The sequence below is a fragment of the Ruegeria sp. HKCCA0235A genome, from assembly GCF_013033235.1.
Taxonomy (GTDB): Bacteria; Pseudomonadota; Alphaproteobacteria; order Rhodobacterales; family Rhodobacteraceae; genus Ruegeria.
In genome coordinates this window covers 152,600-177,935 of the sequence record NZ_WQDQ01000005.1, presented here as the reverse complement: position 1 = coordinate 177,935, position 25,336 = coordinate 152,600, and the positions used below count along the sequence as shown (strand labels likewise).

Annotated in this window: 18 protein-coding genes; 16 read left to right on the top strand and 2 right to left on the bottom strand. The window is 58.3% G+C overall.

Features of this window, described 5'->3' with window-relative positions; genetic code table 11:
- Position 1: 1 nt before the first annotated feature.
- Complete coding sequence (gene paaG / locus GOW56_RS10725; RefSeq protein WP_171205858.1) at positions 2–787, bottom strand: 2-(1,2-epoxy-1,2-dihydrophenyl)acetyl-CoA isomerase PaaG; 786 nt, start codon at positions 785–787, stop codon at positions 2–4.
- A gap of 103 nt (positions 788–890) precedes the next feature.
- On the opposite strand from paaG, the gene GOW56_RS10720 reads away from it, so the two are divergent.
- The 6 genes from GOW56_RS10720 (at position 891) to paaZ (ending at position 9,264) form a co-directional block, all read left to right on the top strand.
- Positions 891–2,924: an FAD-dependent oxidoreductase gene (locus GOW56_RS10720; protein WP_171205857.1), complete on the top strand. Its 2,034-nt coding sequence runs from the start codon at positions 891–893 to the stop codon at positions 2,922–2,924.
- Positions 2,925–2,994: 70 nt separating this feature from the next.
- Positions 2,995–4,014 carry a TRAP transporter substrate-binding protein gene (locus tag GOW56_RS10715; RefSeq protein WP_171205856.1) on the top strand — a complete coding sequence of 340 codons (1,020 nt, stop codon included), beginning with the start codon at positions 2,995–2,997 and terminating at the stop codon, positions 4,012–4,014.
- 57 nt (positions 4,015–4,071) lie between these two features.
- Positions 4,072–4,575 carry a TRAP transporter small permease gene (locus GOW56_RS10710; protein WP_152460571.1) on the top strand — a complete coding sequence of 168 codons (504 nt, stop codon included), beginning with the start codon at positions 4,072–4,074 and terminating at the stop codon, positions 4,573–4,575.
- Positions 4,575–5,927: a TRAP transporter large permease gene (locus GOW56_RS10705; RefSeq protein WP_171118134.1), complete on the top strand. Its 1,353-nt coding sequence runs from the start codon at positions 4,575–4,577 to the stop codon at positions 5,925–5,927. The genes GOW56_RS10710 and GOW56_RS10705 overlap by 1 nt, the downstream gene beginning before the upstream one ends.
- A complete protein-coding gene (locus GOW56_RS10700) occupies positions 5,927–7,114 on the top strand; it encodes a cytochrome P450 (RefSeq protein ID WP_171205855.1) in 1,188 nt (395 codons plus the stop codon). Before GOW56_RS10705 ends, GOW56_RS10700 begins: the two co-directional genes overlap by 1 nt.
- Positions 7,115–7,233: 119 nt before the next feature.
- Positions 7,234–9,264 (top strand): phenylacetic acid degradation bifunctional protein PaaZ, encoded by a 2,031-nt coding sequence (paaZ, locus tag GOW56_RS10695; RefSeq protein WP_171170030.1) that lies wholly within the window; start codon positions 7,234–7,236, stop codon positions 9,262–9,264.
- Positions 9,265–9,589: 325 nt separating this feature from the next.
- On the opposite strand, the gene GOW56_RS10690 is transcribed toward paaZ, so the two are convergent.
- Positions 9,590–10,042, bottom strand: coding sequence for an Lrp/AsnC family transcriptional regulator (locus GOW56_RS10690; protein ID WP_152460567.1), 453 nt, complete (start codon positions 10,040–10,042; stop codon positions 9,590–9,592).
- 115 nt (positions 10,043–10,157) lie between these two features.
- On the opposite strand from GOW56_RS10690, the gene GOW56_RS10685 reads away from it, so the two are divergent.
- From GOW56_RS10685 to GOW56_RS10640, 10 genes are all read left to right on the top strand, one after another.
- The gene (locus GOW56_RS10685) at positions 10,158–11,357 is read left to right on the top strand and encodes a methionine gamma-lyase (RefSeq protein ID WP_171205854.1); all 1,200 of its coding nucleotides are present in this window, start codon (positions 10,158–10,160) and stop codon (positions 11,355–11,357) included.
- A 14-nt stretch (positions 11,358–11,371) separates the two neighbouring features.
- Positions 11,372–13,753: a 1-deoxy-D-xylulose-5-phosphate synthase N-terminal domain-containing protein gene (locus GOW56_RS10680; RefSeq protein WP_171205853.1), complete on the top strand. Its 2,382-nt coding sequence runs from the start codon at positions 11,372–11,374 to the stop codon at positions 13,751–13,753.
- A 387-nt stretch (positions 13,754–14,140) separates the two neighbouring features.
- The gene (locus GOW56_RS10675) at positions 14,141–16,117 is read left to right on the top strand and encodes a DEAD/DEAH box helicase (RefSeq protein WP_171205852.1); all 1,977 of its coding nucleotides are present in this window, start codon (positions 14,141–14,143) and stop codon (positions 16,115–16,117) included.
- 185 nt (positions 16,118–16,302) lie between these two features.
- Complete coding sequence (locus GOW56_RS10670; RefSeq protein ID WP_171205851.1) at positions 16,303–18,360, top strand: adenylate/guanylate cyclase domain-containing protein; 2,058 nt, start codon at positions 16,303–16,305, stop codon at positions 18,358–18,360.
- Positions 18,361–18,658: 298 nt separating this feature from the next.
- Positions 18,659–20,242 carry an ABC transporter substrate-binding protein gene (locus GOW56_RS10665; protein WP_171205850.1) on the top strand — a complete coding sequence of 528 codons (1,584 nt, stop codon included), beginning with the start codon at positions 18,659–18,661 and terminating at the stop codon, positions 20,240–20,242.
- Between the two features lie 68 nt (positions 20,243–20,310).
- Positions 20,311–21,405, top strand: coding sequence for a Xaa-Pro peptidase family protein (locus tag GOW56_RS10660; protein ID WP_171205849.1), 1,095 nt, complete (start codon positions 20,311–20,313; stop codon positions 21,403–21,405).
- Positions 21,405–22,412 carry an ABC transporter permease subunit gene (locus GOW56_RS10655; RefSeq protein ID WP_152460561.1) on the top strand — a complete coding sequence of 336 codons (1,008 nt, stop codon included), beginning with the start codon at positions 21,405–21,407 and terminating at the stop codon, positions 22,410–22,412. The genes GOW56_RS10660 and GOW56_RS10655 overlap by 1 nt, the downstream gene beginning before the upstream one ends.
- Positions 22,412–23,314: an ABC transporter permease subunit gene (locus GOW56_RS10650; RefSeq protein ID WP_152460560.1), complete on the top strand. Its 903-nt coding sequence runs from the start codon at positions 22,412–22,414 to the stop codon at positions 23,312–23,314. Before GOW56_RS10655 ends, GOW56_RS10650 begins: the two co-directional genes overlap by 1 nt.
- Positions 23,315–23,318: 4 nt before the next feature.
- Positions 23,319–24,296 (top strand): ABC transporter ATP-binding protein, encoded by a 978-nt coding sequence (locus GOW56_RS10645; RefSeq protein ID WP_171205848.1) that lies wholly within the window; start codon positions 23,319–23,321, stop codon positions 24,294–24,296.
- Entirely contained in the window at positions 24,293–25,246 is a 954-nt protein-coding gene (locus tag GOW56_RS10640) for an ABC transporter ATP-binding protein (RefSeq protein WP_171205847.1), read from the top strand. The genes GOW56_RS10645 and GOW56_RS10640 overlap by 4 nt, the downstream gene beginning before the upstream one ends.
- Positions 25,247–25,336: the final 90 nt, after the last annotated feature.

Here is a 25,336-nt window from a genome sequence, read left to right as displayed (position 1 = left end):
ATCAGCGTCCCTGGAAATTCGGTGCCCGCTTTTCAAGAAAACTGGATACGCCTTCGGCGTAATCCGCGCTTTCCCCGCAGGTCTTCATTGCGTCCGCTTCGATCTCGAGCTGATCCGAGAGGGACGTGGTGGCAGCAGATTGAATGCACTGTTTGGTCAGCCCGAGCCCGAGGGTGGGGCCGTTTGCCAATTGCGCGGCAAGAGCGCGCGCTTCGGTCATCAATTGATCGTCGGCCACTGCCTTCCAGATCAGCCCCCAATCTTCGGCTTGCTTGGCCGGAAGGGGTTGGGCTGTCAGGGCCAGCCCCTTGGCGCGCGCCTCGCCCAACAGGCGCGGCAAGTGCCAGCTGCCGCCCGTGTCGGGAATCAGGCCCACCCTGGAAAAACTCTGAATGAATTTCGCACTTCCCGCGGCCAGAACCATATCACAGGCCAGCGCCAGATTTGCACCCGCCCCGGCGGCCACTCCGTTCACGGCGCAGATCACCGGGATATTCATCGACCGGATCAACCGGACAAGAGGGGCATAGAACCTGCGTACCGTTTTGCTTAGATCCGGCGGGCCATCCATTTTCGACGGGTCGCGATCGCCGAGGTCCTGACCGGCACAAAAGCCTCGTCCGGCACCGGTCAGCAATATCGCGCGGGCCCCGCCGTCGCGCGCGGCTTTCAGCGCATCCTGAAGCGCCAGGTGCATTTCTTCATTGAACGAGTTCAGCTTGTCCGGGCGGTTCAGGGTGATTTCGGCCCAGTTCCCGTTGTCTTGTACAAGAATCGTATCGCTCATGACTGTCTCATCTGGTCTCGTTTCAACTTAATCATTGCATTAACCGAACGGTTGGTCAATATATAAACCCGAACCGAATCTGAACCGATCAAAGGGATTGCAAATGTCGCAGTCGTCGCTGGTGAGCGTTGAATTTGAGGGCGACGTGGCGTGGGTCACCGTTGACAACCCGCCGGTAAACGCGACGTCGACAGGTGTTCGGCAAGGGCTGTCTGACGCGGTTGATGCGGTCAAGGGCGCGCGTGTGGCGGTGCTGTGTTGCGCCGGAAAAACTTTTGTCGCAGGCGGCGACATGTCCGAATTCGATGCGCCGCCGGTCGAGCCGCACTTGCCCGACGTTGTTCAGAAAATCGAAGACAGCGAGGTTCCGTTCATAGCCTGCATGCATGGCAACGTGCTGGGTGGCGGGTTCGAAATCGCTATGGCCTGTGCATGGCGGATCGCGGCGCCGGGAACGGGATTTGGCCTGCCGGAAGTCAATGTGGGTTTGATCCCCGGGGCAGGGGGCACACAACGATTGCCGCGTCTGGTCGGGATGCAGGCTGCAATTGACGTGGCCTGTTCGGGCAAAATTCTCAAGGCAGAGACACTGGCCGAGCTTGGCGGCGTCGACCGCGTCGCCGAAGACCCCAAGGCTGCTGCTCTGGAATTGGTTACCGACCTGCCCGAACGCCCAATACCTGTCAGCCAGCGTGCTGTGGCGGAATTTGCGCCGGATCTGTTGGAGGCGAGCCGCGAGGCTTTGAAAAAACGCGCCAAGGGTCAGAAATCGCCATTGGAAAACCTGACGGCGCTTGGTTGGTCGGTTGAGCCATTTGCCACCGCACAACCGAAAGAGCGCGCGCGCCATCTGGAGTTGCGCCAAAGCCCGGAAAGCCGCGCTTTGCGCTACGCGTTTTTTGCTGAACGGGCCGTGTCCAAACCTTCTTTGATCAAAGGTGTGGCCGCCCGTGACATAACACGGATCGCCGTTGTCGGAGGTGGGTTGATGGGGGCAGGGATCGCAACAGCGGCCCTGAACGGCGGGCTGTCCGTGACGTTGATCGAGCGAGACGCCGACGCCGCGGCCGCAGCGCGCAATCGGGTCGAGGGTCTGCTGCAAGGCGCGGTCAAGAGAGGCAAGATGTCCGAGGCGCAGCTTCGGGATCGCCTTGCTGCGTTTCGTGCGGTGAACAGTTATGCAGACGCTGCGGATGCCGAACTGGCGATCGAGGCCGTCTTTGAAGACCTGTCCGTCAAGCAGCAGGTATTTGACGAGCTGGCCAGACATATGAGCAGCGATGCGATTTTGGCAACGAACACATCCTACCTGGACCCGCGCGAGATTTTCGCGGGCGTCGGCAATCAGGCCCGATGCATCGGGCTGCATTTCTTTAGCCCGGCCCATGTCATGAAATTGCTCGAGGTCGTGGTAGCTCCGCAAACGTCTGCTGAAGTTGTCGCAACCGCGGTCGCGCTTGGTAAAAAGCTTCGCAAGGTTTCGGTGCTGTCGGGTATCTGCGATGGGTTCATTGGCAACCGCATGTTGGCCGCCTATCGGCGCGCGGCCGATTATCTGCTGGCAGATGGGGCGCTTCCCTATCAGGTGGACCGTGCAATGCGGGCGTTCGGGATGCCCATGGGGCCTTACGAGCTTCAGGATCTGACCGGTCTTCAAATTGCCTGGGCAAACCGCAAACGCAATGCCGCCAACCGCGACCCGAACGAACGTTATGTCACCATCGCGGACCAGCTTTGTCAGCGCGAGCGTTTCGGCCAGCGTGTCGGCAAAGGGTGGTACCGCTACGAAGAGGGCAGTCGCGATCCGGTTCGGGATTCCGAAGTTGAGGCATTGATCGAAGCTTATTCCGACCAGCAGGGCATCACCCGCAGGGATTTTTCGGACGAGGAAATCTGTTCGCGGTTGCTGGCGGTCTTGGCCAACGAGGGCGCTTTGATCATTGAAGAGGGGATCGCGGAAAACGCCGAAGCTGTCGATATGGTTCAAATCCATGGTTACGGCTTTCCTCGCTGGAGAGGAGGACCGATGAACTATTGCAACGAAATCGGCATCAGCCGGTGCGCCGCAAATATGCTAACCGTAGCGAAAGAAAGTCCAGGTTCGTGGCGCCTCGCGGGCCAATTGGAAAACAATTAACATGTTGATGGTTACAAAAGTGACCATTAACGCATTCTCGAGTCATGTTTCACAGGGAGGAGACAAAACCATGAAGTTCACCAAGTTGAGCACTCTTTTGGCCTCGGCCGCACTGGCCGTTTCGGGCACAGTGGCGCTGGCGGCGGATTATACGCTGACGATTTCCAGCTGGGCACCGCCGACCCACGGCATCAACGCGAAGATGTGGCCGAAATTCGTGGAAATGGTCGAAGAAGCCACCGACGGCAAAGTCACTGCTGAACTGAAGCTGGGAATTGCCCCGCCGCCGGCGCAGATGGACCTTATCATGGATGGCGCGGCGGATGCGTCGATCATCTTCCACGGATACCAGCCCGGTCGTTTCGTCACCACCAAGATGATTGAGCTGCCCGGATATGAGGGCTCGGCCGAAGCGGCCTCGGTCGCGTATTGGCGTACATACGACAAGTATCTCAAGGCAGCGGACGAACATCGCGGTGTGAAAGTGATCGCCCTGCACACCCATGGCCCGGCACAGCTTCATTCCAGCAGCCCGGTGACCAGGCTCGACGAGGTATCGGGCCTCAAAGTCCGTATCCCGGGTGGTGTCGGCGGAGATGTCGGCACCGCGCTGGGCGCAACCGGAATCCAGGTTCCCGCGCCGAAAGTATACGAGACACTCGCGTCGAAAGCTGCTGATGGCGTGGTCATGCCATTTGAATCCCGCAAGGGTTTCAAACTGACGGAAGTGGCGCAAAACGTATATGAAGTTCCGGGTGGCCTGTATCGCGGGTCATTTGCGTTCATCATGAACGAAGACACTTTTGCGGATCTTCCCGCCGATGTGCAGGCCGCTTTGGAAGAAAAGGTCTTCGGCGAACCGCTGAGCCGCGAAATCGGTAAAATCTGGGATGAGATCGACGCGATCGGCCGTGAGGCGACCGAACAGACCGAGGGCAACGCGATCAATGCAGCCTCTGCTGAAGATCTGGAAAAGTTCAATGCGATCGCTGCCGATGTGCGCGCCAAGGTCATCGAAGAGGTCAATGGCACCGGTGTTGATGCGCAAGCCGCTTATGACATGATCGTTAACGAAATGGCTGCCCAGTAACGCAGCCGGGCTGGCGGGGTTGACCCGCCAGCCATCTTCACCCGTTGGGGGCCAATCATGCAATCTATCGTGACCTTCGCGCGTCGCGTCAGTATCATTCCGACGGTGCTGGCCTGTGTGGCGCTGTTCATCCTGATGGTGATGACCTTTTTTGACGTCATCCTGCGCTCAGTCTTCAATGCTCCGATCGAGGCGGCAACCGAACTGACGCGGATTCTGATGGCGATCCTTGTGTTCTCGGTTCTGCCGATGATTTCGGCCGGGAAAGGGCAAATCGCCGTTGATCTGACCGATGGAATTTTTTCCCGCCTGCGGCTGAGCAGGGCGCGCGATGCAATTGTCTATCTGGTGTCCGGCATCATGCTGATCTGGCCGATTCAGCGCGTTTGGGTTCTGGCTGAACGTGCAAGGGATTACGGGGACGTCACCGAATACCTGTCGATCCCCGTCTTCTATGTCGGCTGGTTCATCGCCGCCTTCACCGCAATAACGGCCGTTGCGATGGTCATCACCGGTCTTTTGCACATTTTTGCCCCCCAAACCTTGTCGGAGCACGCCTGATGACTGCCGCACTGATCGGTTTCGCCCTTGTCTTGGTTCTTGTGTTGGTACGTTTGCCCATCGTGTTTGCGATGGGCCTCGTGGGGACGCTTGGGTTCGCATATGAACGCGGTGGCAGCATCCTGTCCGAGCGCGGGCTGAAGGCCGCCATGTCGATGGTGGGTCGCCAGATTACGGACACGGCACAGGACTATGGCCTTTCGGTCGTTCCACTGTTCATCCTCATGGGCCTGTTCGTGAACAAGGGCGGGCTCGCGCGCGAGTTATACGCGGTTTCAAACGCCTTCCTGGGCCACTTCCGAGGTGGTATCGCCATGGCGACGGTTGCCGCGTGCGGCGGCTTTTCGGCCATTTGCGGTTCCTCGCTGGCAACGGCTGCGACCATGTCCAAAGTCGCGATGCCCGAGATGCGCCGGTACCGCTACTCGGATGAGCTGTCGACCGCGTCGATTGCAGCGGGGGGCACGCTGGGTATCCTGATCCCACCGTCGGTCATTTTGGTGATCTACGGCCTGCTGACCGAAACATCGATCGGCAAACTCTTCGTTGCGGGCATCATCCCCGGTGTACTTGGCATCCTCTTCTATCTGTTCGCGGTGCGCTGGACCGTTTGGCGCAGGCCCGAGGCCGGCCCCGCCGGTGAACGCCACGGCTGGGGCGAACGCCTGTCGGCCCTGCGCTCGGTCTGGGCGGTGTTGCTTTTGTTCTTCCTGGTGATCGGCGGCTTGTACGGAGCGTTCGATTTCTATCCTCTGAACCTGACCTTCAGCCCGACCGAAGCCGCCGGTATGGGCGCCATGGGGGCATTCCTGATCGCATTGTCGCGCGGCGGGCTGACCCTTGGGTCGACCTTTGAAGTGCTGAAGGAAACCAGTTTCACCGCCGCGGCGCTGTTCTCGGTTCTGATCGGCGCGCAGATCTTTTCGAACTTCATCAACCTGGCCGGTCTGCCCGAAGCGTTGATCGCCTTGGTCACCGCATATGAGGTGGAGCCCTTCGTCGTGATCCTGATGATCCTCGGGATCTACATCATTCTGGGATGCGTCTTTGAATCGCTGTCGATGCTGTTGCTGACGGTTCCGATCTTTTTCCCACTGGTCACGTCATTGGGATATGATCCGATCTGGTTCGGCATCGTTGTCGTCGTCGTGACCGAGATCAGTTTGATCACGCCGCCCGTGGGTCTGAACGTGTTCATTCTGAAAGGCGTGGTCGGGGACGTATCGACCGGAACAATCTTCAAGGGGGTCACACCGTTCTGGGTGGCAGACATCTTCCGTCTGGCTCTAATCGTTCTGGTGCCTTGGCTGGTTCTGGTCCTTCCCGAACAAATGGGAGCGATGGGTCACTGATGTTCTCTTTGACTGCGCTTCCGGACGGGTTTCATACGAATCCCTATCCAACCTACGCCGCGTTGCGCGAAGACACGCCCGTCTGCTGGCAGCCCGATGGTTCGGTGGTCCTGTCGCGGTATGACGACCTGGATCTGGTGTACCGGGATACCGAGCGTTTCATATCGGATAAAAAGGCGGTTTTCGGCCCCAAATACGGTATCGACAGCCCGCTGTACGAACACCATACCACCAGCCTTGTGTTCAATGATCCGCCTCTGCATACCCGCGTCCGCAAGGTCATGGTCGGTGCGATGAACCCACGGGCGCTGGCGCAGATGGAACCGGGCCTGATTCAACTTGTCGATGGGCTGCTGGACGAGATGCAGGCCAAGGGCTCGGTAGAGTTGATCGAGGATTTCGCCGGTGCCATCCCGATCGAGATCATCGGCAACCTGCTTGGCATTCCCAGATCGGAACGTGGCCCTTTGCGGGATTGGTCTTTGGCTATTCTGGGCGCTTTGGAACCCCAATTGACGCCCGAGCAGGAAGAGTGGGGCAACCGGTCGGTATCTGATTTCAAGGACTATCTTCGGCATGTCATCGAAGATCGCCGGGCCAACCCCGGAGATCCTGCGACGGATGTCCTGACACGTTTGATGCAGGATGACACCGATGGTGGCTTGACCGAGGTCGAGCTGTACCAGAACTGTATCTTCATTCTGAATGCAGGGCACGAGACCACCACCAACCTGATCGGCAACGCATTGGAACTGTTGGAACGGCACCGCGACAAACGGGCCGAGCTTCTGGCCAATCCGGATCTGATCAACACGGCAGTGGACGAGTTTCTGCGGCTGGAAAGCCCAAATCAGTTTGGCAATCGTCTGACCACCGAAGATATAACGTTCCACGGTCAGACCATTCCGGCAGGTACGGACATTCACCTGTGTATCGGCGCGGCCAATCGCGATCCGCGGCAGTTTGAACAACCTGATGAGGTTGTATTGGATCGACGTCCCAACAAGCATCACGCGTTTGCCGGAGGTCCCCATACCTGCGTCGGCCTGACCCTGGCGCGTATGGAGGGTCGCGTGGCCGTCGGACGGTTTCTTGCGCGATTCCCGACCTATCGCATCACTGACGGTGCCGAACGGGGCGGCCGCATCCGGTTTCGGGGTTTCGCGCGACTGCCAGCTCAAGTCTGAGATGTTCGGTTTGGGTTGCCAATTCGCCAATTTATTGACCGACCGATCGGTTTATATTATGATTTCGTGAGACGGGCATATGGCCGCGCGAAGTTCACACAACAAATGAGGAGACGCTCATGACAATCCAACAGATTTCCAGCTTCGCGGCCGGTGAATGGGTTTCGCCCGGTGCGGGTGCCCGTAATATTACAAGCGCGGTCACCGGCGAGGTGATCGCCACGGCCGGCAACAGCGCGTTGGATGTGCAGGGGATGCTGGACTATGCGCGCAATGTCGGCGGGCCGGCGCTGCGGCAGATGACGTTCCACCAGCGGGCCAAGATGCTCAAGGCGTTGTCCGTTCATTTGGGTCAGCACAAACAGGAAATGTATGACCTGTCTTTCAGCACAGGTGCGACCCAGTCCGACCACTTGATCGACATAGACGGTGGTATCGGCACGATGTTCGTCTTCGCTTCGAAAGGTCGCCGCGAGATGCCGGACGGACATGTCTATCTGGACGGTGAGGTCGAGCAGTTGTCGCGCAATGGCACCTTCCTGGGGCAGCACATCTGTACCCCGTTGCACGGGGTGGCAGTTCACATCAACGCGTTCAACTTTCCTGTCTGGGGGATGCTGGAAAAGCTGGCTCCAACCCTTCTGGCAGGCGTTCCGGCCATCGTAAAGCCAGCAACGAACTCGTGCTACGTCACCGAACTATGCGTCCGGCTGATGCTGGATTCCGGCATTTTGCCTGCTGGCGCGTTGCAGCTGGTTTCGGGTGGTCTGGGCGATATGCTGGACCGTCTGACCATGCAGGACGTGGTCAGTTTCACCGGATCTGCGGAAACGGCGTCGAAACTGCGTTCCAACCCGGTGATTCTGGAGAATTCAGTTCGTTTCGTGGCCGAGCAGGACAGTCTGAACTGCTCCATCCTGGGCCCTGATGCCGAGCCCGGAACGCCGGAATTCGATCTTTTTGTCAAAGAAGTCCAGCGCGAGATGACCACGAAGGCCGGGCAGAAATGTACGGCGATCCGCCGGATCATTGCCCCAGAGCCTCAGGTGCAGGCGGTGATCGAAGCTCTGTCCGAGCGGTTGGCAAAAACGGTCATCGGCGACCCAAGGCTGGAAACCACACGCATGGGTGCGCTGGTCTCGAACGGTCAGAAACGCGATGTTCTGGAAAAGGCGGCAATCATTGGGCAGGAAGCCGAGCGCGTTTTCGGCGACCCTGACGATTTTGAGGTTGATGGAGCGGATGCCGAAAAAGGCGCGTTCCTGCCGCCGATGTTGTATCACTGTGCCAATCCGGATGCGGCCCGACGCGTCCATGACACCGAGGCTTTTGGCCCGGTTAGCACGGTGATGGGGTATCGCGATCTTGACCATGCGATCGAACTGGCAAATCGCGGGCAGGGGTCGCTGGTGGCGTCGGTCATAACCCGTGACGCGGATGTGGCACGGCACGTTGCCCTGGGGGCCGGGGCCTATCACGGGCGGCTGTATTTCAACAATCGCGACTCGATGAAGGAATCCACCGGCCACGGTTCTCCGCTGCCGCATATGGTTCACGGCGGCCCCGGACGCGCTGGTGGCGGCGAGGAGATGGGCGGTGTGCGTGGCGTGAAGCATTACATGCAGAGGACTGCCATTCAGGGGTCGCCCGATCTGCTGACCGCGATCGGGAACAAATGGGTTCCCGGCGCGACCGAGGTCGAAGGGCCAGCCCATCCGTTCACGCGCCGGTTTCACGAGTTGGCGATTGGCGAGACCCTCCACACGGCGCCCCGTACAATCACGATGGAAGACATCGAACACTTTGCCAATTTCACCGGCGATACGTTCTATGCGCATATGGATCAGGCAGCGGCCGAACGGAACCCGTTCTTCCCGGGCCGTGTGGCCCATGGGTATCTGCTTTTGTCATTTGCAGCCGGATTGTTTGTTGAACCGAACGAAGGCCCAGTTCTGGCAAACACCGGTCTTGACGGGTTGCGATTCATGAAGCCCGTCGAGGCGGGTGATACCATCAAGGTGCGGTTGACGGTCAAGGCCAAGACCAAACGGAACGAGGAATACGGCGAAGTCCGCTGGCATGTCACCCTGACCCAGCAGGATGATGAAATGGTTGCGGAATATGAGCTTTTGACGATGGTCGCCTACTAGGCCCGGAACCCATTGAACTTGGCAGGTCAGCGTGTTCACGGTTCGAAAAAAACGAGCGGTGAACATGTCTGATCTTCGGGATACGTGCCAGAAACCAGGGTCGCAAACAGTGCTGGTTGCCTGCAAAGCACGCCAAGCGGCGCAATCGCGTCAAGATCTTGTTCGACAGGATCAAGGGCTGGCGGCGCGTCGCAATCCTGTGCAACCGAGGCTCAATGGTCTTCTCGTCCGCGTCGCCATCGTCATCTGTTGGCTGTGACTCCTGATCCCAGCGCCCGTTGAACATGCACCTCAACCTGAGTTTGCAGATTGGCCGGGCGTTCCATCAGGGTGGAAAAACGGCGGTCTTCTTTACCGTTCCATAAACAAAGCTGGTGTCGATCGAAGCAATCCCACCGATCGGATGAATTCTGTTTCGAATGAATTCTTCATATGCCTCGAGATCCGATACCAACACCCGCAATTGGTAGTCCATCGCCCCGGTCAGCACGTGGCATTCAAGAACTTCGTCGATCATCCGAACGCGTTTTTCGAAATTCTGAACGTCCGTTTCATTGTGCCGCTCCAATCGGATCCGCACAAAAACGGTAATGCCTATGCCGTATGCGGTGGCGTCCACATCTGCGCTGTAACCCTTTATGATCCCGCGCGCTTCGAGGTTCTTGACCCGGCGCAGACAGGGCGACGGAGACAGGTTCACCTCGTCGGCAAGGTCCTGGTTCGTCATGCGCCCGTCCTTTTGCAACGCCCGAATGATCTGTCTGTCTTTTTCGTCCATTTCAACCTTAAACTTGGCAGAATCTGCCAATATGGATCGCGGTCTTGGTATTATTTGCAAGCAAAAGCCCAAAGTAAAGGTGCAAACTGTCGCCAGCTTGAAACAGGAGCTTGCAATGACTCGTTCAACCGGATTTGCCACCCGCGCCATTCACCACGCTTACAACCCTTTGGAAAATGACGGCGCCCTTACCCCACCGCTGCATTTGACGTCCACGTTTGCCTTTGAAACCGCAGAGGCCGGTGGAGAGATGTTTGCCGGTGAACGCGCAGGTCATATCTACAGCCGTATTTCGAACCCCACATGTGACCTTCTGGAACAACGCATTGCCGTGCTTGAAGGGGCCGAGGCCGGACTGGCCCTTTCCAGCGGCATGGGGGCGATCACGGCAGTGCTTTGGACCCTGCTGTCGCCGGGGGACGAAGTCATCGTGGACAAAACGCTCTATGGCTGCACCTTCGCCTTCATGCGCCACGGACTGGCAAAATGGGGGGTCACGATCACCCATGTCGACATGACAGACCCAGAGAACCTGAAAGCGGCCGTTTCTGACAAAACCCGCGTTGTCTATTTCGAAACTCCGGCCAATCCGAACATGCGCTTGGTGGACATCGCCGCCAGCGCCGAAATTGCGCATTCGGTCGGAGCAACGGTTGTCGTCGACAACACCTATGCCAGCCCCTATCTGACCAGCCCGATCGAGCACGGGGCGGATATCGTTCTGCATTCTGCCACCAAGTATCTCGGCGGTCATGGCGACGTGGTCGCTGGTCTGGTTGTCGGCACCGCCGAACAGATCGCCGAAATCCGCCTGGTCGGAATGAAGGATATGACCGGTGCGGTCATGGCCCCTTTCAACGCGATGCTGATCCTGCGTGGCCTGAAAACACTGAACCTGCGTCTGGATCGTCATTGCGCGTCAGCCAGGATCGTCGCTGATTTCCTCGAGGCCCATCCCGCCGTCGGCGAGGTTTACTTCCCCGGGCTGAAAAGCTTTGCCCAGCATGATGTCGCGCAGCGGCAAATGTCCCAACCCGGCGCCATGATCGCGTTCGAGATCAAGTCCGGCCTGTCCGGTGGGATCGAATTCATGAATCGTCTGAACATGATCCAGCGCGCGGTGTCCTTGGGCGATGCCGAAACGCTGATCCAGCACCCTGCATCCATGACTCATTCGACCTATACCCCGGAAGAACGGGCCGAGCATGGGATCAGCGATGGTTTGATCCGTTTGTCCGTCGGGCTTGAGGATGTCGAAGATATCCTCGCAGACCTGGAGCAAGCTTTGCCGTATCCTGCCCGCAGCGCCGCCTGAACCCGGAGACCGCCATGCACATTGATCCCACCCAGTTGAAGATCGTTGAACAACGTCTGTTATGGTTGTCGCATTGGATGATCCACCATGCCAACCACATCCGGCCAAAGGTGGATGGGATCAAGGTTGGTGGCCATCAGGCGTCGTCTGCTTCGATGGTGTCGATCATGACCGCGCTCTATTTTTCGGCCCTGCGCCCTGAAGACCGGGTGGCTGTCAAACCCCATGCCTCGCCGGTTTTCCATGCGATGCAGTATCTCATGGGCAATCAAACGCGCGAGAAGATGGAAAATTTCCGTGGTTTTGGCGGTGTGCAAAGTTATCCCAGCCGGACCAAGGATATCGACGACGTTGATTTTTCCACCGGGTCTGTGGGATTGGGTGTCGCGATCACCTCGTTTGCCTCGATCATTCAGGATTACATCAAGGCCAAAAGCTGGGGCTCGGATGCTCCGATGGGGCGGATGGTGGCCCTTGTAGGCGACGCCGAACTGGACGAAGGCAATGTGTACGAGGCTTTGCAGGAAGGCTGGAAGAACGACCTACGAAAAACGTGGTGGATCATCGATTACAACCGGCAATCCCTGGATGGCATCGTCCGCGAAAGGCTATTCGAACGGATTGAAAAGATCTTCGATGTGTTCGGTTGGGATGTCGTGCGCGTGAAATATGGGGTTCTGCAACGCGCGGCCTTTGAAGAACCGGGTGGCGATCGCCTGCGCGACTGGATCGATGCGTGCCCCAATCAGGATTATTCGGCTTTGACCTTCATGGGGGGCGCAGTCTGGCGGCAGCGCCTGATGGACGATCTGGGGGATCAGGGGGATGTGACCGCCCTGATCGAACGGCGGACGGACGCAGAGCTGGCGGCGCTGATGGAAAATCTTGGCGGCAATTGCGTCGAGACCATGGCCCGGACATTTGCCGCCATCGATCATGATCGCCCGACCTGTTTCCTGGCCTACACCGTCAAAGGGTGGGGCACCCCCATCGCAGGTCACAAGGACAATCACGGCGGGCTGATGAACAACAGCCAGTTCGCCGCGTGGCAGTCGCATATGGGCGTGCCAGACGGCGAGGAATGGGAGCCGCTTGCGACAGTACAGGACCCCGCCGCATTCAAGGATTTTCTGGCCAGGGCACCGTTCTTTGCCAAGGGTCCGCGCCGCTATTTCGATGACAAGCTGGACGTGCCAAGGATCGAGGTCGACACCAGCCGTGAAATCTCGACCCAGATGGCGTTTGGCAAGATCCTTGACGATCTGTCAAAAGGTGATGGCCCGTTGACCGAACGCATCGTGACAACCTCTCCGGATGTCACCGGCACGACGAACCTGGGGCCTTGGGTGAACAGGCGCAAGCTGTTTGCCCGATCCACGCAAGCCGATGCCTTCATAGAACATCGGATCCCTTCGACGGCGAAATGGGAATTCACGCCGGAAGGGCAGCATATCGAGCTTGGGATCGCCGAAATGAACCTGATGCTGCTTCTGGGAGCGGCGGGTCTGTCGCATTCCCTGTTTGGCAAACGGTTGATCCCGATCGGCACCGTCTATGACCCCTTTGTCAGTCGCGGCCTCGATGCGCTGAACTATGCCTGCTATCAGGATGCACGCTTTATTCTCGTTGGTACGCCGTCGGGCGTGACACTGGCGCCAGAAGGCGGAGCGCATCAATCCGTTGGTACCCCCCTGATCGGCATGAGCCAGGACGGGCTGGCTGCATTTGAACCCGCCTTTGCTGATGAACTGGCGGTGATCATGGAATGGGCCTTCGACTATCTGCAACGCGACGGTGAAGGACAACCGGACGAGCGCACATGGCTGCGCGATGAAACCGGCGGTTCCGTCTATCTGCGTCTGACGACCAACCCGATTGAGCAGCCGGGCAAACGCGTGGATGACCAGTTTCGGCAGGGTGCCATTGACGGGGCCTATTGGTTGCGAAAACCGGGGCCCAATTGCGAAGTTGTAATCGCCTATCAAGGTGCCGTCGCGCCCGAGGCGATCAAGGCCGCCGGTATGATCGGCGAGGGCCGTCGCGATATCGGCGTTTTGGCCGTGACGTCCGCGGATCGGCTGAATGCCGGTTGGACGGCTGCACAACGCGCGCGGTCGCGCGGCAACCCCGCCGCACTATCCCATATCGAAACCCTGATGTCTGGTCTGCCAGCGCACTGCAATCTGGTCACCGTGATTGACGGGCATCCTGCAACATTGTCGTGGCTGGGCGCTGTGCGCGGTCATCAGACCATTCCGATGGGGGTCGAACATTTTGGCCAGACAGGAACGATCGGTGATCTCTATCGCCACCACTGTATTGATGCCGATGCCATCATCGAAAAAGTGAATGGCTTGACCCGTGGCAGAGTACTTCATCGGGCAACAGGGGCCTGAGATTGGGCCAACAAGATCAGGAACGATCCCGCTCGGGCTCTTGTTTGACCCATGTCGCATCGACGACGGTCATGTCATCGAAATGATCGGCACGGTTATGTGTGCCCGGTGCATGTTTCCGACGCCCAACAGCAGGCAGCTGCCGGCAAGATGTTGAATTATGTTCCCGCGTTGACCTAGGCTTGACGCGGCCCGGCCCTGGCGGTTGCGTCAGGGTCTGACCTGTCAGGTTGTTCCCTTATGAGGAGCTTTTCGGCGAAAATGCCCGTTTTCCCGTCTATACAACCGGGATGGCAGCCGATAAGGGGCTGTCTTTACCCTTGGATGATCCGCTGATCGCAATTCCGCACAGCGCCTATCACCTGGCCGATACAAAGAACCACCACCGTGAAACAAACCATTGCAGATGCGCTAGCGCGCAAGGGCTATGATACATTGACCCAAGTTCAGCGAGCCGTCACCCAGCCCGAGCTGGAAGGGCGCGACATGCTGGTTTCGGCCCAGACCGGATCAGGGAAGACCATTGGGTTTGGTCTGGCGATAGCGCACAGGGTGCTAGGCGATGAAGAAACGCTCGGCAAACCCGAAGCGCCGTTGGCGCTGGTTGTCGCACCGACCCGCGAGCTGGCACTTCAGGTAAAACGGGAACTTGGCTGGTTGTATTCCGGAGCGGGAGCGTTTCTGGCCTCGTGCGTCGGGGGCATGGACATTCGGGATGAACGTCGCGCGTTGGCCCGAGGCGCACATATCGTTGTGGCCACTCCGGGACGACTTCGCGACCATATCAATCGAGGTTCAATCGATCTGACAGCTATCCGAGCGGTTGTCCTGGACGAAGCGGATGAAATGCTGGATCTGGGGTTCCGCGAGGATCTTGAGTTCATCCTTGATGAAACACCCGCGGATCGTCAGACCTTGTTGTTTTCTGCCACTGTGCCAAGCGCAATTGCCAATCTGGCCAAGCGGTATCAGCGCGACGCGGAACGTGTGAGCACGGTCGGCGAACTGACCCAGCATGCGGATATCGAGTATCGGGCCATGACGGTGGCGCCGCGTGATGGTGAAAACGCGATAATCAATGTGCTGCGATATTACGAGGCCCCCAATGCCATCGTTTTCTGCAACACCCGAGCGATGGTTTCGCGCCTGACCGCGCGCCTGTCGAACCGGGGGTTTTCTGTCGTGGCCCTGTCAGGTGAGCTGACCCAGAGCGAACGATCCAACGCGTTGCAGGCCATGCGCGATGGACGGGCCCGGGTCTGTGTCGCAACCGATGTTGCGGCCCGCGGCATCGATCTGCCCAACCTTGATCTGGTGGTCCATGCCGAACTGCCCAACAGCCATGAAACACTGCTGCACCGGTCTGGCCGCACGGGTCGCGCTGGGCGCAAGGGCGTCAGTGCCCTGATCGTCGCGCCATCATCGCGCAAAAAGGCAGAGCGCATTCTGAAATTTGCCAAGCTGACAGCAGAATGGGGATCGGCCCCGTCTGCGGATGAGGTGAACGAGCGTGATCAGGCTCGGATGCTGGCATCGGAGGACTGGCAGGTCGAGATCACGGAAAGCGAGCGCCCGTCTGTTGAAAAACTGATTGCTCGCTTCACGCCCGAACAAATCGCAGCCGCTTACCTCAGGCAATACAAACTACGCCATTCCGCCCCGGAAGAGCTGTCGGGGGTCGATCAGACCGCCCCAAAGCTGCGCGCATCTTTTGGGCCAGGCGTCTGGTTTTCACTGTCCGAAGGACGCAATCAGAATGCGTCTCCCCGTCATATGCTGCCGATGATCTGCAAGGCGGGCGATCTGACAAAAGACGACATCGGTGCCATTCGGATTGCCGAGGACGTAACTTATTTCGAAATCAGTGAGGGAAGTGTCGACCGCTTTCTGACGGCCATTGGTCCAGAGATGAAAATCGAAGAAACCAAGGACCTTGTGCGGTTGGACAAAGCACTGGACCTGTCGTCAACCGGTCGGTCTGGTCTCAAAAGAAAGTTCAAAGGCAGACCTACGGGACACAAAACGGAAAACTCTCCGGCTGAGCGGAAAGCCCGCCGCCGCCAATCCAAGCCCGAGGTTCAGCCTGCCCAGACCGTGCCCGCGACCGAAACCCGCCGAGCGTCGGATGACGACGCAAAAAACCAGTTCAGCGCTTCGGGCGCAAAACCGAAAAAACGCAAGCCCGGCAGTGTCGAGCAAAGGAGAGGTCGCTCCAAACCAGCCGGAGACGCGCCGAAAGGTCCGCCGCCGCCAAAGGGCAAGCCAAACAGCAAGAAGAATCGTGCACGCGCGGCGGCCGTCAAATCCGCCAAGGGTGGCAACGCAGTTCCAAAACGTCGCAAATCCGGACCCAAGGGCAGTTGATTTCCGCCACGCGCAAGGTCTGTCCTCTGGGCATCGGCAAGTGACCAGGTGCCGTGGATTTCGGTCGCGGCATACACATGTGCTTAACAGTTGCGTGATTTTTCGGGGTTGGAGCAAACTAAGCTTTGCTCTTCCTGCGATCTCAACCGAATACTGTGGTACAGGACATTATTTTCGGGGTTTTCATGCGGTTCAGTGTCGGCATTGCTGTATCTATGCTGGTCGCCGTATCCATCGGCGTGTCGACCTTTGTTGTTCATTCGCTGTGGTGGACGACCGCGCGTGACAACAGCCGCATGCTTGCCGCTGAGATCAACAGCCAGATTGCAAACACGGTCCGTATCGAAGTCGGGGCAACCCTCAGATCCGCCGAAGCCGCATGGTCGGCGGTGCGCACGATCTTTGTACAGAATGTCATCGCAACACGGCAGGCCGATAAACGAGAGTTCGTCTTTCTGTCTCAGTTGCAGGCGCAGCCGAATATTTCCTGGATTTTCTTTGGTTGGCCGGACGGCAATTTTTTCGCGTCGCACCGTTTGGGCGACAGCGGGCTTGAGATGATAGAGATCGACAAGGACATCCGCGACCGGAACCTGCGGACCGATCGATACATTTTTATTCCCGGGGATATTCAGTTCGAAGAACGGACCTTTGTTCCGACCTCCTATGATCCTCGCGATCACGCCTGGTTCAACAATTTTATGTCCCTGGACACGATGGGATGGATCGAAGCACGCGATCTTCCGGGCAGTGACAAGACCGTATACGCATTTGCAGGGCCGATCGATGTCAACCGGGCAAGGCAGGGTGTCCTTGCGGTCGCAATCGAAACCGACCGTTTGTCACGCTTTCTGGCGACGCTCGAGCCCGGCGAATTCGGAGCCGCCTTTATTCTGGATGCCGATGGCAAAGTAATTGCTGTTCCCGACGCAAAAGCGGACGAAGTTACACCGGCGCGCATGGGCGAGGGTGAGCTGTACGAGGTTGCCAAGATCTCGGGGGAAAAACTGTTGGGCGACCCGGATGGCAAGACTGCGGGCAGTTCGACGAAACGCGTGGTGATCGATGGCGTCCCCTACGCGGTGGCCCTGACACCTTTGGGTTTTTACGGGTGGCGCGTCGCTACGGTCATTCCGGAGGCGGCCTTTTTGTCGGGTATCAATGCAACCTTGATAGACCTGATCTATATCCTGATCGGGGTCGTGATCGTCTCAACCGCCCTGGCAATCTGGTTGATCCGTCGAATTGTGGCCAATCCTTTGGCGCGCATTGCCGAGGATCTGAGCAAGATCGAACGCTTCGACGTCGAACGCATTCCACGCCGGCCTTCAAACCTGTCCGAGCTTGCCAATCTGTCTGCGGCAACGGCCAGCATGGCAGCAGGGTTGTCCGCGTTCCGAAAGTACGTGCCGACCGATCTTGTGAAGATGCTGGTCGCCGAGGGCATCAAAACGCAGCCCGGTGGCGACATGAAGCAGATATCCGTATTGTTTTGCGACGTGACCGGATTCACCGGGCTATCGGAAAAACTCGGCCCCAAAATCATCCAGTTGATGGAGCCTTTTTTCTCTGCGGCCGCAGCAGCCGTCGCGCGCCATGACGGGACGATCGACAAATTCATGGGTGACGCGGTCATGGCGATCTGGGGGGCACCGCGCAAGGATGCGCTCCATGCCGAAAATGCCTGCCGCGCGGCACTGGATCTTGTCGTGACCGTGGAAGATGCGGGCATCAAAGACGAGGCCGGAAATTCCCTGCGTGTCAGGATCGGGTTGAACAGCGGTGAAGCTCTGGTTGGCAACATTGGGTCAGAGCAGCGGTTGAACTACACGGCGATCGGTGACGTCGTGAATGTGGCCAGCCGATTGGAAGGGGCCAACAAGGAGTATGGCACGCGTATTCTGATCGGCCCCGAGACCCGGCGCGAAGCAGGCGACGCAATTGTCGTCCGAGAGCTGGACACGCTCGCGGTCTTTGGCCGGACCGAGGAGCTGGTGGTCTATGAGCTGATTGCGATGGCCGACGGTTTTGAAGGATCCCTTGATTGGATCGAGACCTACGAACAAGGTCTTGCGCATTATCGTTCCGGCCGGTTCGAGCAGGCGATAGCTGCGTTTGAGGCCGCAGACAAAATGCGGGGCGGGGACCCTGTGTCCGTCGCCATGAAGTTGCGCGCAACGAAACTTTTGACCAACCCTCCCTCGGGGGATTGGCGTGCGGTTACGCATACGGACAAGACGTGAGCGCGCAGGCCATGAGAGCATGCAATCCGCACCCGTGAACAGCCAGGTCTGAGTGCGCGGAAGGGGGATTCGGGCCGTCGTATCGTTTTCGCAGCGAAGATGAGAATGAATTCCGGAAATCAGGGTGCAATGACAGAAAGAGTCTTCCAAGATATCCGCAGAAAGACACTGTTGACATTAGATTTTGTATTTTGGATACATTAGACAGAGGGATCGCGACGACCTGTGCTGTCACTGAATGCTCTGGCGACAAAGAGCCATCCGATTGTCTTTATAAGTCCTTTTCTGGGAGAAAATCATGAAACTCAAACTTCTGGCCGCAACCACTGCGATCGCCCTGACGGGTGCCGTGGCGCAGGCAAATACACTTGTATATTGTTCCGAAGGATCGCCTGAAGGGTTCGATCCTGCGCTTTACACCGCAGGGACGACCTTTGATGCGTCTTCACATCCGATCTACAATCGGTTGCTTGAATTTGAAACGGGCACGACCAATGTGGTCCCCGGCCTGGCCGAAAGCGTCGAGGCCAGCGATGATGGTCTGGAATACACTTTCAAGCTGCGTCAGGGCGTCAAGTTCCACTCGAATGACGCGTTCACGCCGACCCGCGACTTCAACGCGGATGACGTGATTTTCACCTTCATGCGTCAGAAAGACGAAAACCACCCTTATCATCAAGTGTCAGGCGGAACCTGGGAATATTTCCAGGGTATGGGGATGCCTGATCTGGTCGAGTCCATCGAAAAGATCGACGACTACACGGTGAAATTTACCCTGTCCAAGCCCGAAGCACCGTTTGTCGCCAATATGGCGATGGACTTTGCCTCAATCGTGTCGGCGGAATACGCTGCGGCAATGATGGAAGCTGGTACGCCGGAAAAACTGAATACGGCACCCATCGGCACCGGACCTTTCTCGTTCGTGGCATATCAAAAAGACGCGGTGATCCGTTACGCGGCCAATGATGCGTATTGGAAAGACCCGGCGCAGGTCGAAAACCTGATCTTTGCCATCACGCCGGATGCGTCTGTGCGCTATCAAAAGCTGAAAGCAGGCGAATGTCATGTGATGCCCTATCCGAACCCTGCCGACATTCAGGCAATGAAGGATGATCCGGACATCAACATGCTGGAACAAGAGGGCCTGAACGTTGGTTATCTGGCCTACAACACCACCATGGCGCCATTTGACAATCCGAAGGTGCGCAAAGCGCTGAACATGGCGATCGACAAGCAGGCGATCATCGACGTGGTCTTCCAGGGCTCGGGCCAGGTGGCCAAGAACCCGATCCCGCCTACCATGTGGGGCTACAACGACGCCATCGTGGACGATCCCTATGATCCCGAAGCGGCCAAGGCGATGCTTGAGGCCGAAGGTGTTTCGGACCTGTCGATGAAAATCTGGGCCATGCCCGTCCAGCGCCCCTACAACCCCAATGCCCGTCGCATGGCCGAATTGATCCAGGCGGATTTCGCCAAGATCGGTGTGGGCGTCGAAATCGTCTCGTACGAATGGGGTGAATACCTGTCTCGGTCGAAAGAACTGAACCGGGACGGTGCCGTTCTGCTGGGCTGGACCGGGGACAATGGCGACCCGGACAACTTCCTGGCGGTTTTGCTGGGCTGTGACGGTGTCGAAGCATCCAACCGGGCGCAATGGTGCCATCAGCCCTTCGAAGACCTGATCCTGAAGGCCAAGCAAAGCACGGATCAGGCCGAGCGGACCAAACTGTATGAAGAAGCGCAGGTTGTGTTCAAAGAGCAGGCTCCGTGGGCAACCATCGCGCATTCGGTCGTTTACATGCCCATGAGCAACAAGGTGCAAGGTTATAAGGTGCACCCTCTGGGCGGTCACATCTTCTATGGTGTGAGCGTCGAATAAACCACCACTCACAAACCGGAGCCGCCAGATTGGTGGCTCCGGCTTTCTTATTGAGGAGGTCGGGCAGAATGCCGGATTTGTCCGAATACCGCCAATTGGCAATGGAAATGTCAGTGGACGCAGTGGCCCTGGTGCCGGGTCCGAATTTCACCCGCGCATTGGGCAAATCCTTCATGAGCCACGAGCGCCCTTTTGTCGTGGTGATTCCGGCCCAGGGTGATCCGGCGGCGATCGTGCCCAATCTGGAACTCGCTTCATGGGATCTGGTCGGATTTGAGGGTGCCGTGTTCGACTGGCGCGATCAGACCGGCTATGACAGCGCCTTTTCCGCGCTGGCAGCGCATAGTCCTATCAGATCGTTGGCCGTCGAAGGTCAGGTGATGCGGTTTTTCGTGTCAGACGCGTTTACCCGCGCAATTCCGGATCTGCAGATTGTGGACGGCGAACGCGAAATCTCAGGCCTTCGCATCATCAAAACCGAAGAAGACATTACCGCGCTGCAAGCGGCCATCGATATTTCGGAACGCGCGTTGGAGCGTGTGATTGCGGGTGTTCGCACAGGTCAGACCGAAAAACAGATCGAGCAGGCGCTGATACAGTCGCTTTTTGCGGAAGGCGCCGAGTCGCTGGCCTTTTCCCCCATCGTGGCTGCGGGGGACAACTCGGCACGACCGCACGGCAAGGCGCGCGCCGACTACCGGATCAAAGCAGGCGATGCCTTGCTGTTCGACTTTGGCGCTCGAAAACATGGTTTTGTGGCCGACATCACGCGAACTTTTTTCGTTCAGGACATCCCGGACGAAGGCCGGGATGTCTACGACACGGTTTTGCGCGCAAACAAAGCCGGGTTCGAAGCCTGCCGCCCCGGCGTGACAGCGCATGACATCGACGACGCCGTCACAGGCGTGCTTGAGGCCTCGCCCTTTGCCGATCGTATCCGGACCAAGACAGGTCACGGTCTGGGCCGGGATGTGCATGAGGCGCCGTATATCATGCGCGGCAACAGCCAGAAAATCCTGCCGGGCATGGTCTGGACCAACGAACCCGGTCTGTATGCATTGGACAAGTTCGGCGTTCGCATAGAAGATGATGTTCTTGTCACCGGGGATGGCTGTCGGTCACTGACCCGCTTTCCCAAAGAACTTACAATCATAGGTCGCTGATGCTTGGCTATTTCCTCACCCGTCTTGGCCTGTTTGTTCCGACATTTCTGGGCGTGACGCTGATTTCGTTCATGTTCATCCGGGTGCTGCCCGGCGATCCGATCATCGTGATGGCCGGTGAACGCGGCATGACGGAAGAACGTTATCAGGAAATGGTCGAAAAGCTGGGTTTCGACAAGCCGGTGTTGCAGCAGTATTGGGATTACCTCACCGGCGTGCTTCAAGGTGATCTGGGCGAAAGCTTTGTCACTAGGAAACCCGTATGGGATGAGTTCTTTTCGCTGTTCCCCGCAACGCTGGAGTTGTCCCTGTGCGCCATGATCTTTGCCGTTGCGCTGGGTCTGCCCGCGGGTGTGATCGCGGCGGTGAACCGAGGGAAGTTCTTTGACCGGGCGCTGATGTCCTCGGCGCTGGTCGGGTACTCGATGCCCATCTTCTGGTGGGCGCTGCTGTTGATCATCATATTCTCGGGCAATCTGGGCTGGACGCCGGTCTCGGGCCGGATCGACCTGTTGTATTACTTTCCCAGCGTCACGGGCTTCATGCTGATCGACAGCCTGCTGTCGGGTCAGGAAGGAGCATTCGGATCAGCCGTGCGCCATCTGATCCTGCCGACGATTGTGCTGGGAACGATTCCGCTGGCGGTAATCGCACGCCAGACCCGGTCGGCGATGCTGGAAGTTCTGGGCGAAGATTACATCCGCACCGCGCGCGCCAAGGGTTTGTCACCAACGCGGATCAATGGATTGCACGCACTGCGAAACGCTTTGATTCCGGTTGTTACGGTGATCGGCCTGTCGGTGGGCACATTGCTGGCGGGGGCCATTCTGACCGAAACCATCTTCAGTTGGCCGGGCATAGGAAAGTGGATGGTCGACAGCATCTTTCGCCGTGACTACCCGGTTGTTCAGGGCGGATTGCTGATGATCGCGGTGATCGTGATGTTGGTGAACCTGCTGGTCGATGTCCTTTACGGCATCATCAACCCCAAAATTCGGAGGCGGTGATGGCCGAACTATCCTCAACCCCGCCCAGAACGGAAGACCGCCCCAGCGCCCTGCGCGAGTTCTGGTATTACTTCAGTGAAAATCGTGGCGCTGTCATCGGGCTTTGGGTTTTTGCAGCCTTTGTGTTTTGTGCAGCCTTTGCGCCCCTTCTGGCCCCCTATGACCCAACCGAACAGTTCCGCGATCATATCCTGCAACCGCCTGCTTGGCAGGAGGGCGGAAGCTGGGCTTTCCCGTTGGGTACCGATCCGCTGGGTCGGGACATGCTGTCGCGCCTGATCATGGGCTCGCGCTATTCCTTCTTTGTCGGAATCGTCGTCGTCTGTGTGGCCGTATCGGGTGGCGTGATGATTGGCCTGCTGTCGGGCTTTGCTCCCAAATGGGTCGATACGCTGATCATGCGGGTGATGGATATCGTTCTGGCCTTTCCGTCGCTGCTGTTGGCGCTGGTGCTGGTGGCCATCCTTGGCCCGTCGCTGACCAACGCGATGATTGCCATCGCCATCGTTTTCCAACCCCACTACGTGCGCCTGACCCGCGCGTCAGTTCTGGCGGAACGTCAGAAGGATTATGTCACGTCGGCGCGTGTGGCCGGTGCTGGCAGGTCACGGCTGATGTTCATCACCGTGCTGCCCAATTGTCTGGCACCCATCATCGTACAGGCGGCGCTGTCCTTTTCGACGGCGATCCTGGATGCAGCTGCCTTGGGCTTTCTGGGCATGGGCGCGCAGCCGCCCACTCCGGAATGGGGCACCATGCTGGCCGAAGCGCGCGAATTCATACTGCGCGCCTGGTGGGTAGTCACCTTCCCCGGTCTGGCGATTCTTGTCACCGTTCTTGCCATCAACCTGATGGGTGATGGCCTGCGTGATGCGCTTGACCCGAAACTGAAACGGAGCTGATCGCATGAGCCTTTTGCAGATCCGCAACCTGACTGTTGAATTCGCCACGGCCTCGGGCAAGTTCCGCGCCGTGGACGGTGTCGATCTGTCGGTCGACAGGGGCGAGCTGCTGGCCATCGTCGGCGAAAGCGGCTCGGGCAAGTCGGTGTCGATGTTGGCGCTGATGGGGTTGTTGCCCTGGACCGCGACGATCACCGCTGACGAGATGCGCTTTGAGGGGGTGGATCTGGCCGGTCTTTCGGCCCGTGAGCGCCGCAAGATCATCGGCAAGGACATGGCAATGATCTTTCAGGAGCCGATGTCGTCGCTGAACCCCTGTTTCACGGTGGGGTTCCAGATCAAAGAGGCCCTGCGCATCCATCTTGGCTTGAACCGTAAGGACCGCCACCAGCGCGCGATTGAGCTGTTCGACCAGGTCGGCATCCCGGCTCCGGAAAGCCGCCTGAACACCTTTCCACACCAGATGTCAGGGGGCATGAACCAGCGCGTCATGATCGCGATGGCCATCGCCTGCAAGCCCAAGCTGCTGATTGCGGACGAACCGACCACCGCGCTGGATGTCACCATTCAGGCGCAGATACTCGACTTGCTGGTTCGGTTGCGGGACGAACACGATATGGGCCTTGTGCTGATCACTCATGACATGGGGGTGGTGGCCGAAACCGCCGAACGGGTTCAGGTGCAATATGCCGGACAAAAAGTCGAAGAGCAGCCCGTGTGTGATTTGTTCCGCATGCCGCGTCATCCCTATACATCGGCCCTGCTGAGCGCCTTGCCCGAGCGCGCGACCTCCAAGATTCTCCCGACGATTCCCGGCGTTGTGCCGGGCCAGTTCGATCGCCCCGCAGGGTGCTTGTTCAGCCCGCGATGCCGGTTTGCTGATGCAACTTGCGCTGAAATACCACCGACCCCTCATGCCGATGCCTTCGGCAAGGCACGTTGTCACTACGTAGAGAAAATTGCGGCCGGAGAATTGGCATGACCGACCCCATCGTTCAGGCGAAATATCTGACCCGGTTTTACACGGTGAAGGGCGGGTTGCTGTCCAAGTCAGCGACAGTGAAGGCCCTTTCGGGGGTGGATTTCGAACTGAAACCGGGAAAGACTCTGGCCATCGTCGGAGAGTCCGGCTGCGGCAAGTCAACATTGGCGCGATTGGTCACGATGATTGAAGAGCCGACGTCGGGCAGGCTGACGATTGACGGTGTCGACATTACCCCGTCGCGGTGGAGCAAGATGCGGGAAACGGTGCAAATCGTGTTCCAGGATCCGTATGGATCGCTGAATCCACGTCAACGCATCGGCCAGATCTTGCAGGAACCGCTGATCATCAATCGTCCGGACATGTCCGCCGCAGACCGCGAGACACAAGCGCGCGACATGATCGAGATGGTGGGATTGCGGCCCGAACATTATGATCGCTATCCGCATATGTTCTCTGGCGGGCAGCGTCAGCGTATCGCCATTGCACGCGCGCTTATGTTGAATCCCAGGGTCCTCGTTCTGGATGAACCGGTTTCGGCACTGGACGTCTCGATCCAGTCACAGATCCTGAACCTGCTTGTGGATTTGCAGGAACGGCTTGACCTCGCCTATCTGTTCATTTCGCATGATCTTTCCGTGGTCCGGCATTTTGCCGACGACGTGATCGTGATGTATCTGGGGCGCGCTGTTGAAAAGGCGCCCAAAGAACAGCTGTTCGCCGCGCCGCGCCACCCCTATTCCAAGGCGTTGCTGTCCACGACGCCCCGGGCCGACCCCACGGCCCGAAAAGAACGGATCAAGCTTGAGGGCGAACTGCCGTCGCCGATGAATATTCCAAAAGGTTGCGCCTTTGCGCAAAGATGTTGGCTGGCAACCGATCAGTGCAGGGCAACATTGCCTGAACTGGCCGGAGAACCGCATCAGGTCGCGTGTCTGTACCCCTTGTAGTGCAAGCAGGTTTCTGCGTTGGTGTGAGACGGTGGCAAACAGGGCGGTCGCAATAGAAGCGACGGTAACTTCTTGTGGGAGAACCACCCC

Bases quoted from the DNA above. Each gene is read 5' to 3' on its own strand.
- GOW56_RS10640 (WP_171205847.1), top strand. From the start codon at position 24,293: ATGACCGACCCCATCGTTCAGGCGAAATATCTGACCCGGTTTTACACG.
- paaG (WP_171205858.1), bottom strand. From the start codon at position 787: ATGAGCGATACGATTCTTGTACAAGACAACGGGAACTGGGCCGAAATC.
- GOW56_RS10685 (WP_171205854.1), top strand. From the start codon at position 10,158: ATGACTCGTTCAACCGGATTTGCCACCCGCGCCATTCACCACGCTTAC.
- GOW56_RS10690 (WP_152460567.1), bottom strand. From the start codon at position 10,042: ATGGACGAAAAAGACAGACAGATCATTCGGGCGTTGCAAAAGGACGGG.
- GOW56_RS10700 (WP_171205855.1), top strand. From the start codon at position 5,927: ATGTTCTCTTTGACTGCGCTTCCGGACGGGTTTCATACGAATCCCTAT.
- GOW56_RS10650 (WP_152460560.1), top strand. From the start codon at position 22,412: ATGGCCGAACTATCCTCAACCCCGCCCAGAACGGAAGACCGCCCCAGC.
- GOW56_RS10645 (WP_171205848.1), top strand. From the start codon at position 23,319: ATGAGCCTTTTGCAGATCCGCAACCTGACTGTTGAATTCGCCACGGCC.
- GOW56_RS10660 (WP_171205849.1), top strand. From the start codon at position 20,311: ATGCCGGATTTGTCCGAATACCGCCAATTGGCAATGGAAATGTCAGTG.
- GOW56_RS10670 (WP_171205851.1), top strand. From the start codon at position 16,303: ATGCGGTTCAGTGTCGGCATTGCTGTATCTATGCTGGTCGCCGTATCC.
- GOW56_RS10715 (WP_171205856.1), top strand. From the start codon at position 2,995: ATGAAGTTCACCAAGTTGAGCACTCTTTTGGCCTCGGCCGCACTGGCC.
- GOW56_RS10665 (WP_171205850.1), top strand. From the start codon at position 18,659: ATGAAACTCAAACTTCTGGCCGCAACCACTGCGATCGCCCTGACGGGT.
- paaZ (WP_171170030.1), top strand. From the start codon at position 7,234: ATGACAATCCAACAGATTTCCAGCTTCGCGGCCGGTGAATGGGTTTCG.
- GOW56_RS10655 (WP_152460561.1), top strand. From the start codon at position 21,405: ATGCTTGGCTATTTCCTCACCCGTCTTGGCCTGTTTGTTCCGACATTT.
- GOW56_RS10680 (WP_171205853.1), top strand. From the start codon at position 11,372: ATGCACATTGATCCCACCCAGTTGAAGATCGTTGAACAACGTCTGTTA.
- GOW56_RS10710 (WP_152460571.1), top strand. From the start codon at position 4,072: ATGCAATCTATCGTGACCTTCGCGCGTCGCGTCAGTATCATTCCGACG.
- GOW56_RS10705 (WP_171118134.1), top strand. From the start codon at position 4,575: ATGACTGCCGCACTGATCGGTTTCGCCCTTGTCTTGGTTCTTGTGTTG.
- GOW56_RS10720 (WP_171205857.1), top strand. From the start codon at position 891: ATGTCGCAGTCGTCGCTGGTGAGCGTTGAATTTGAGGGCGACGTGGCG.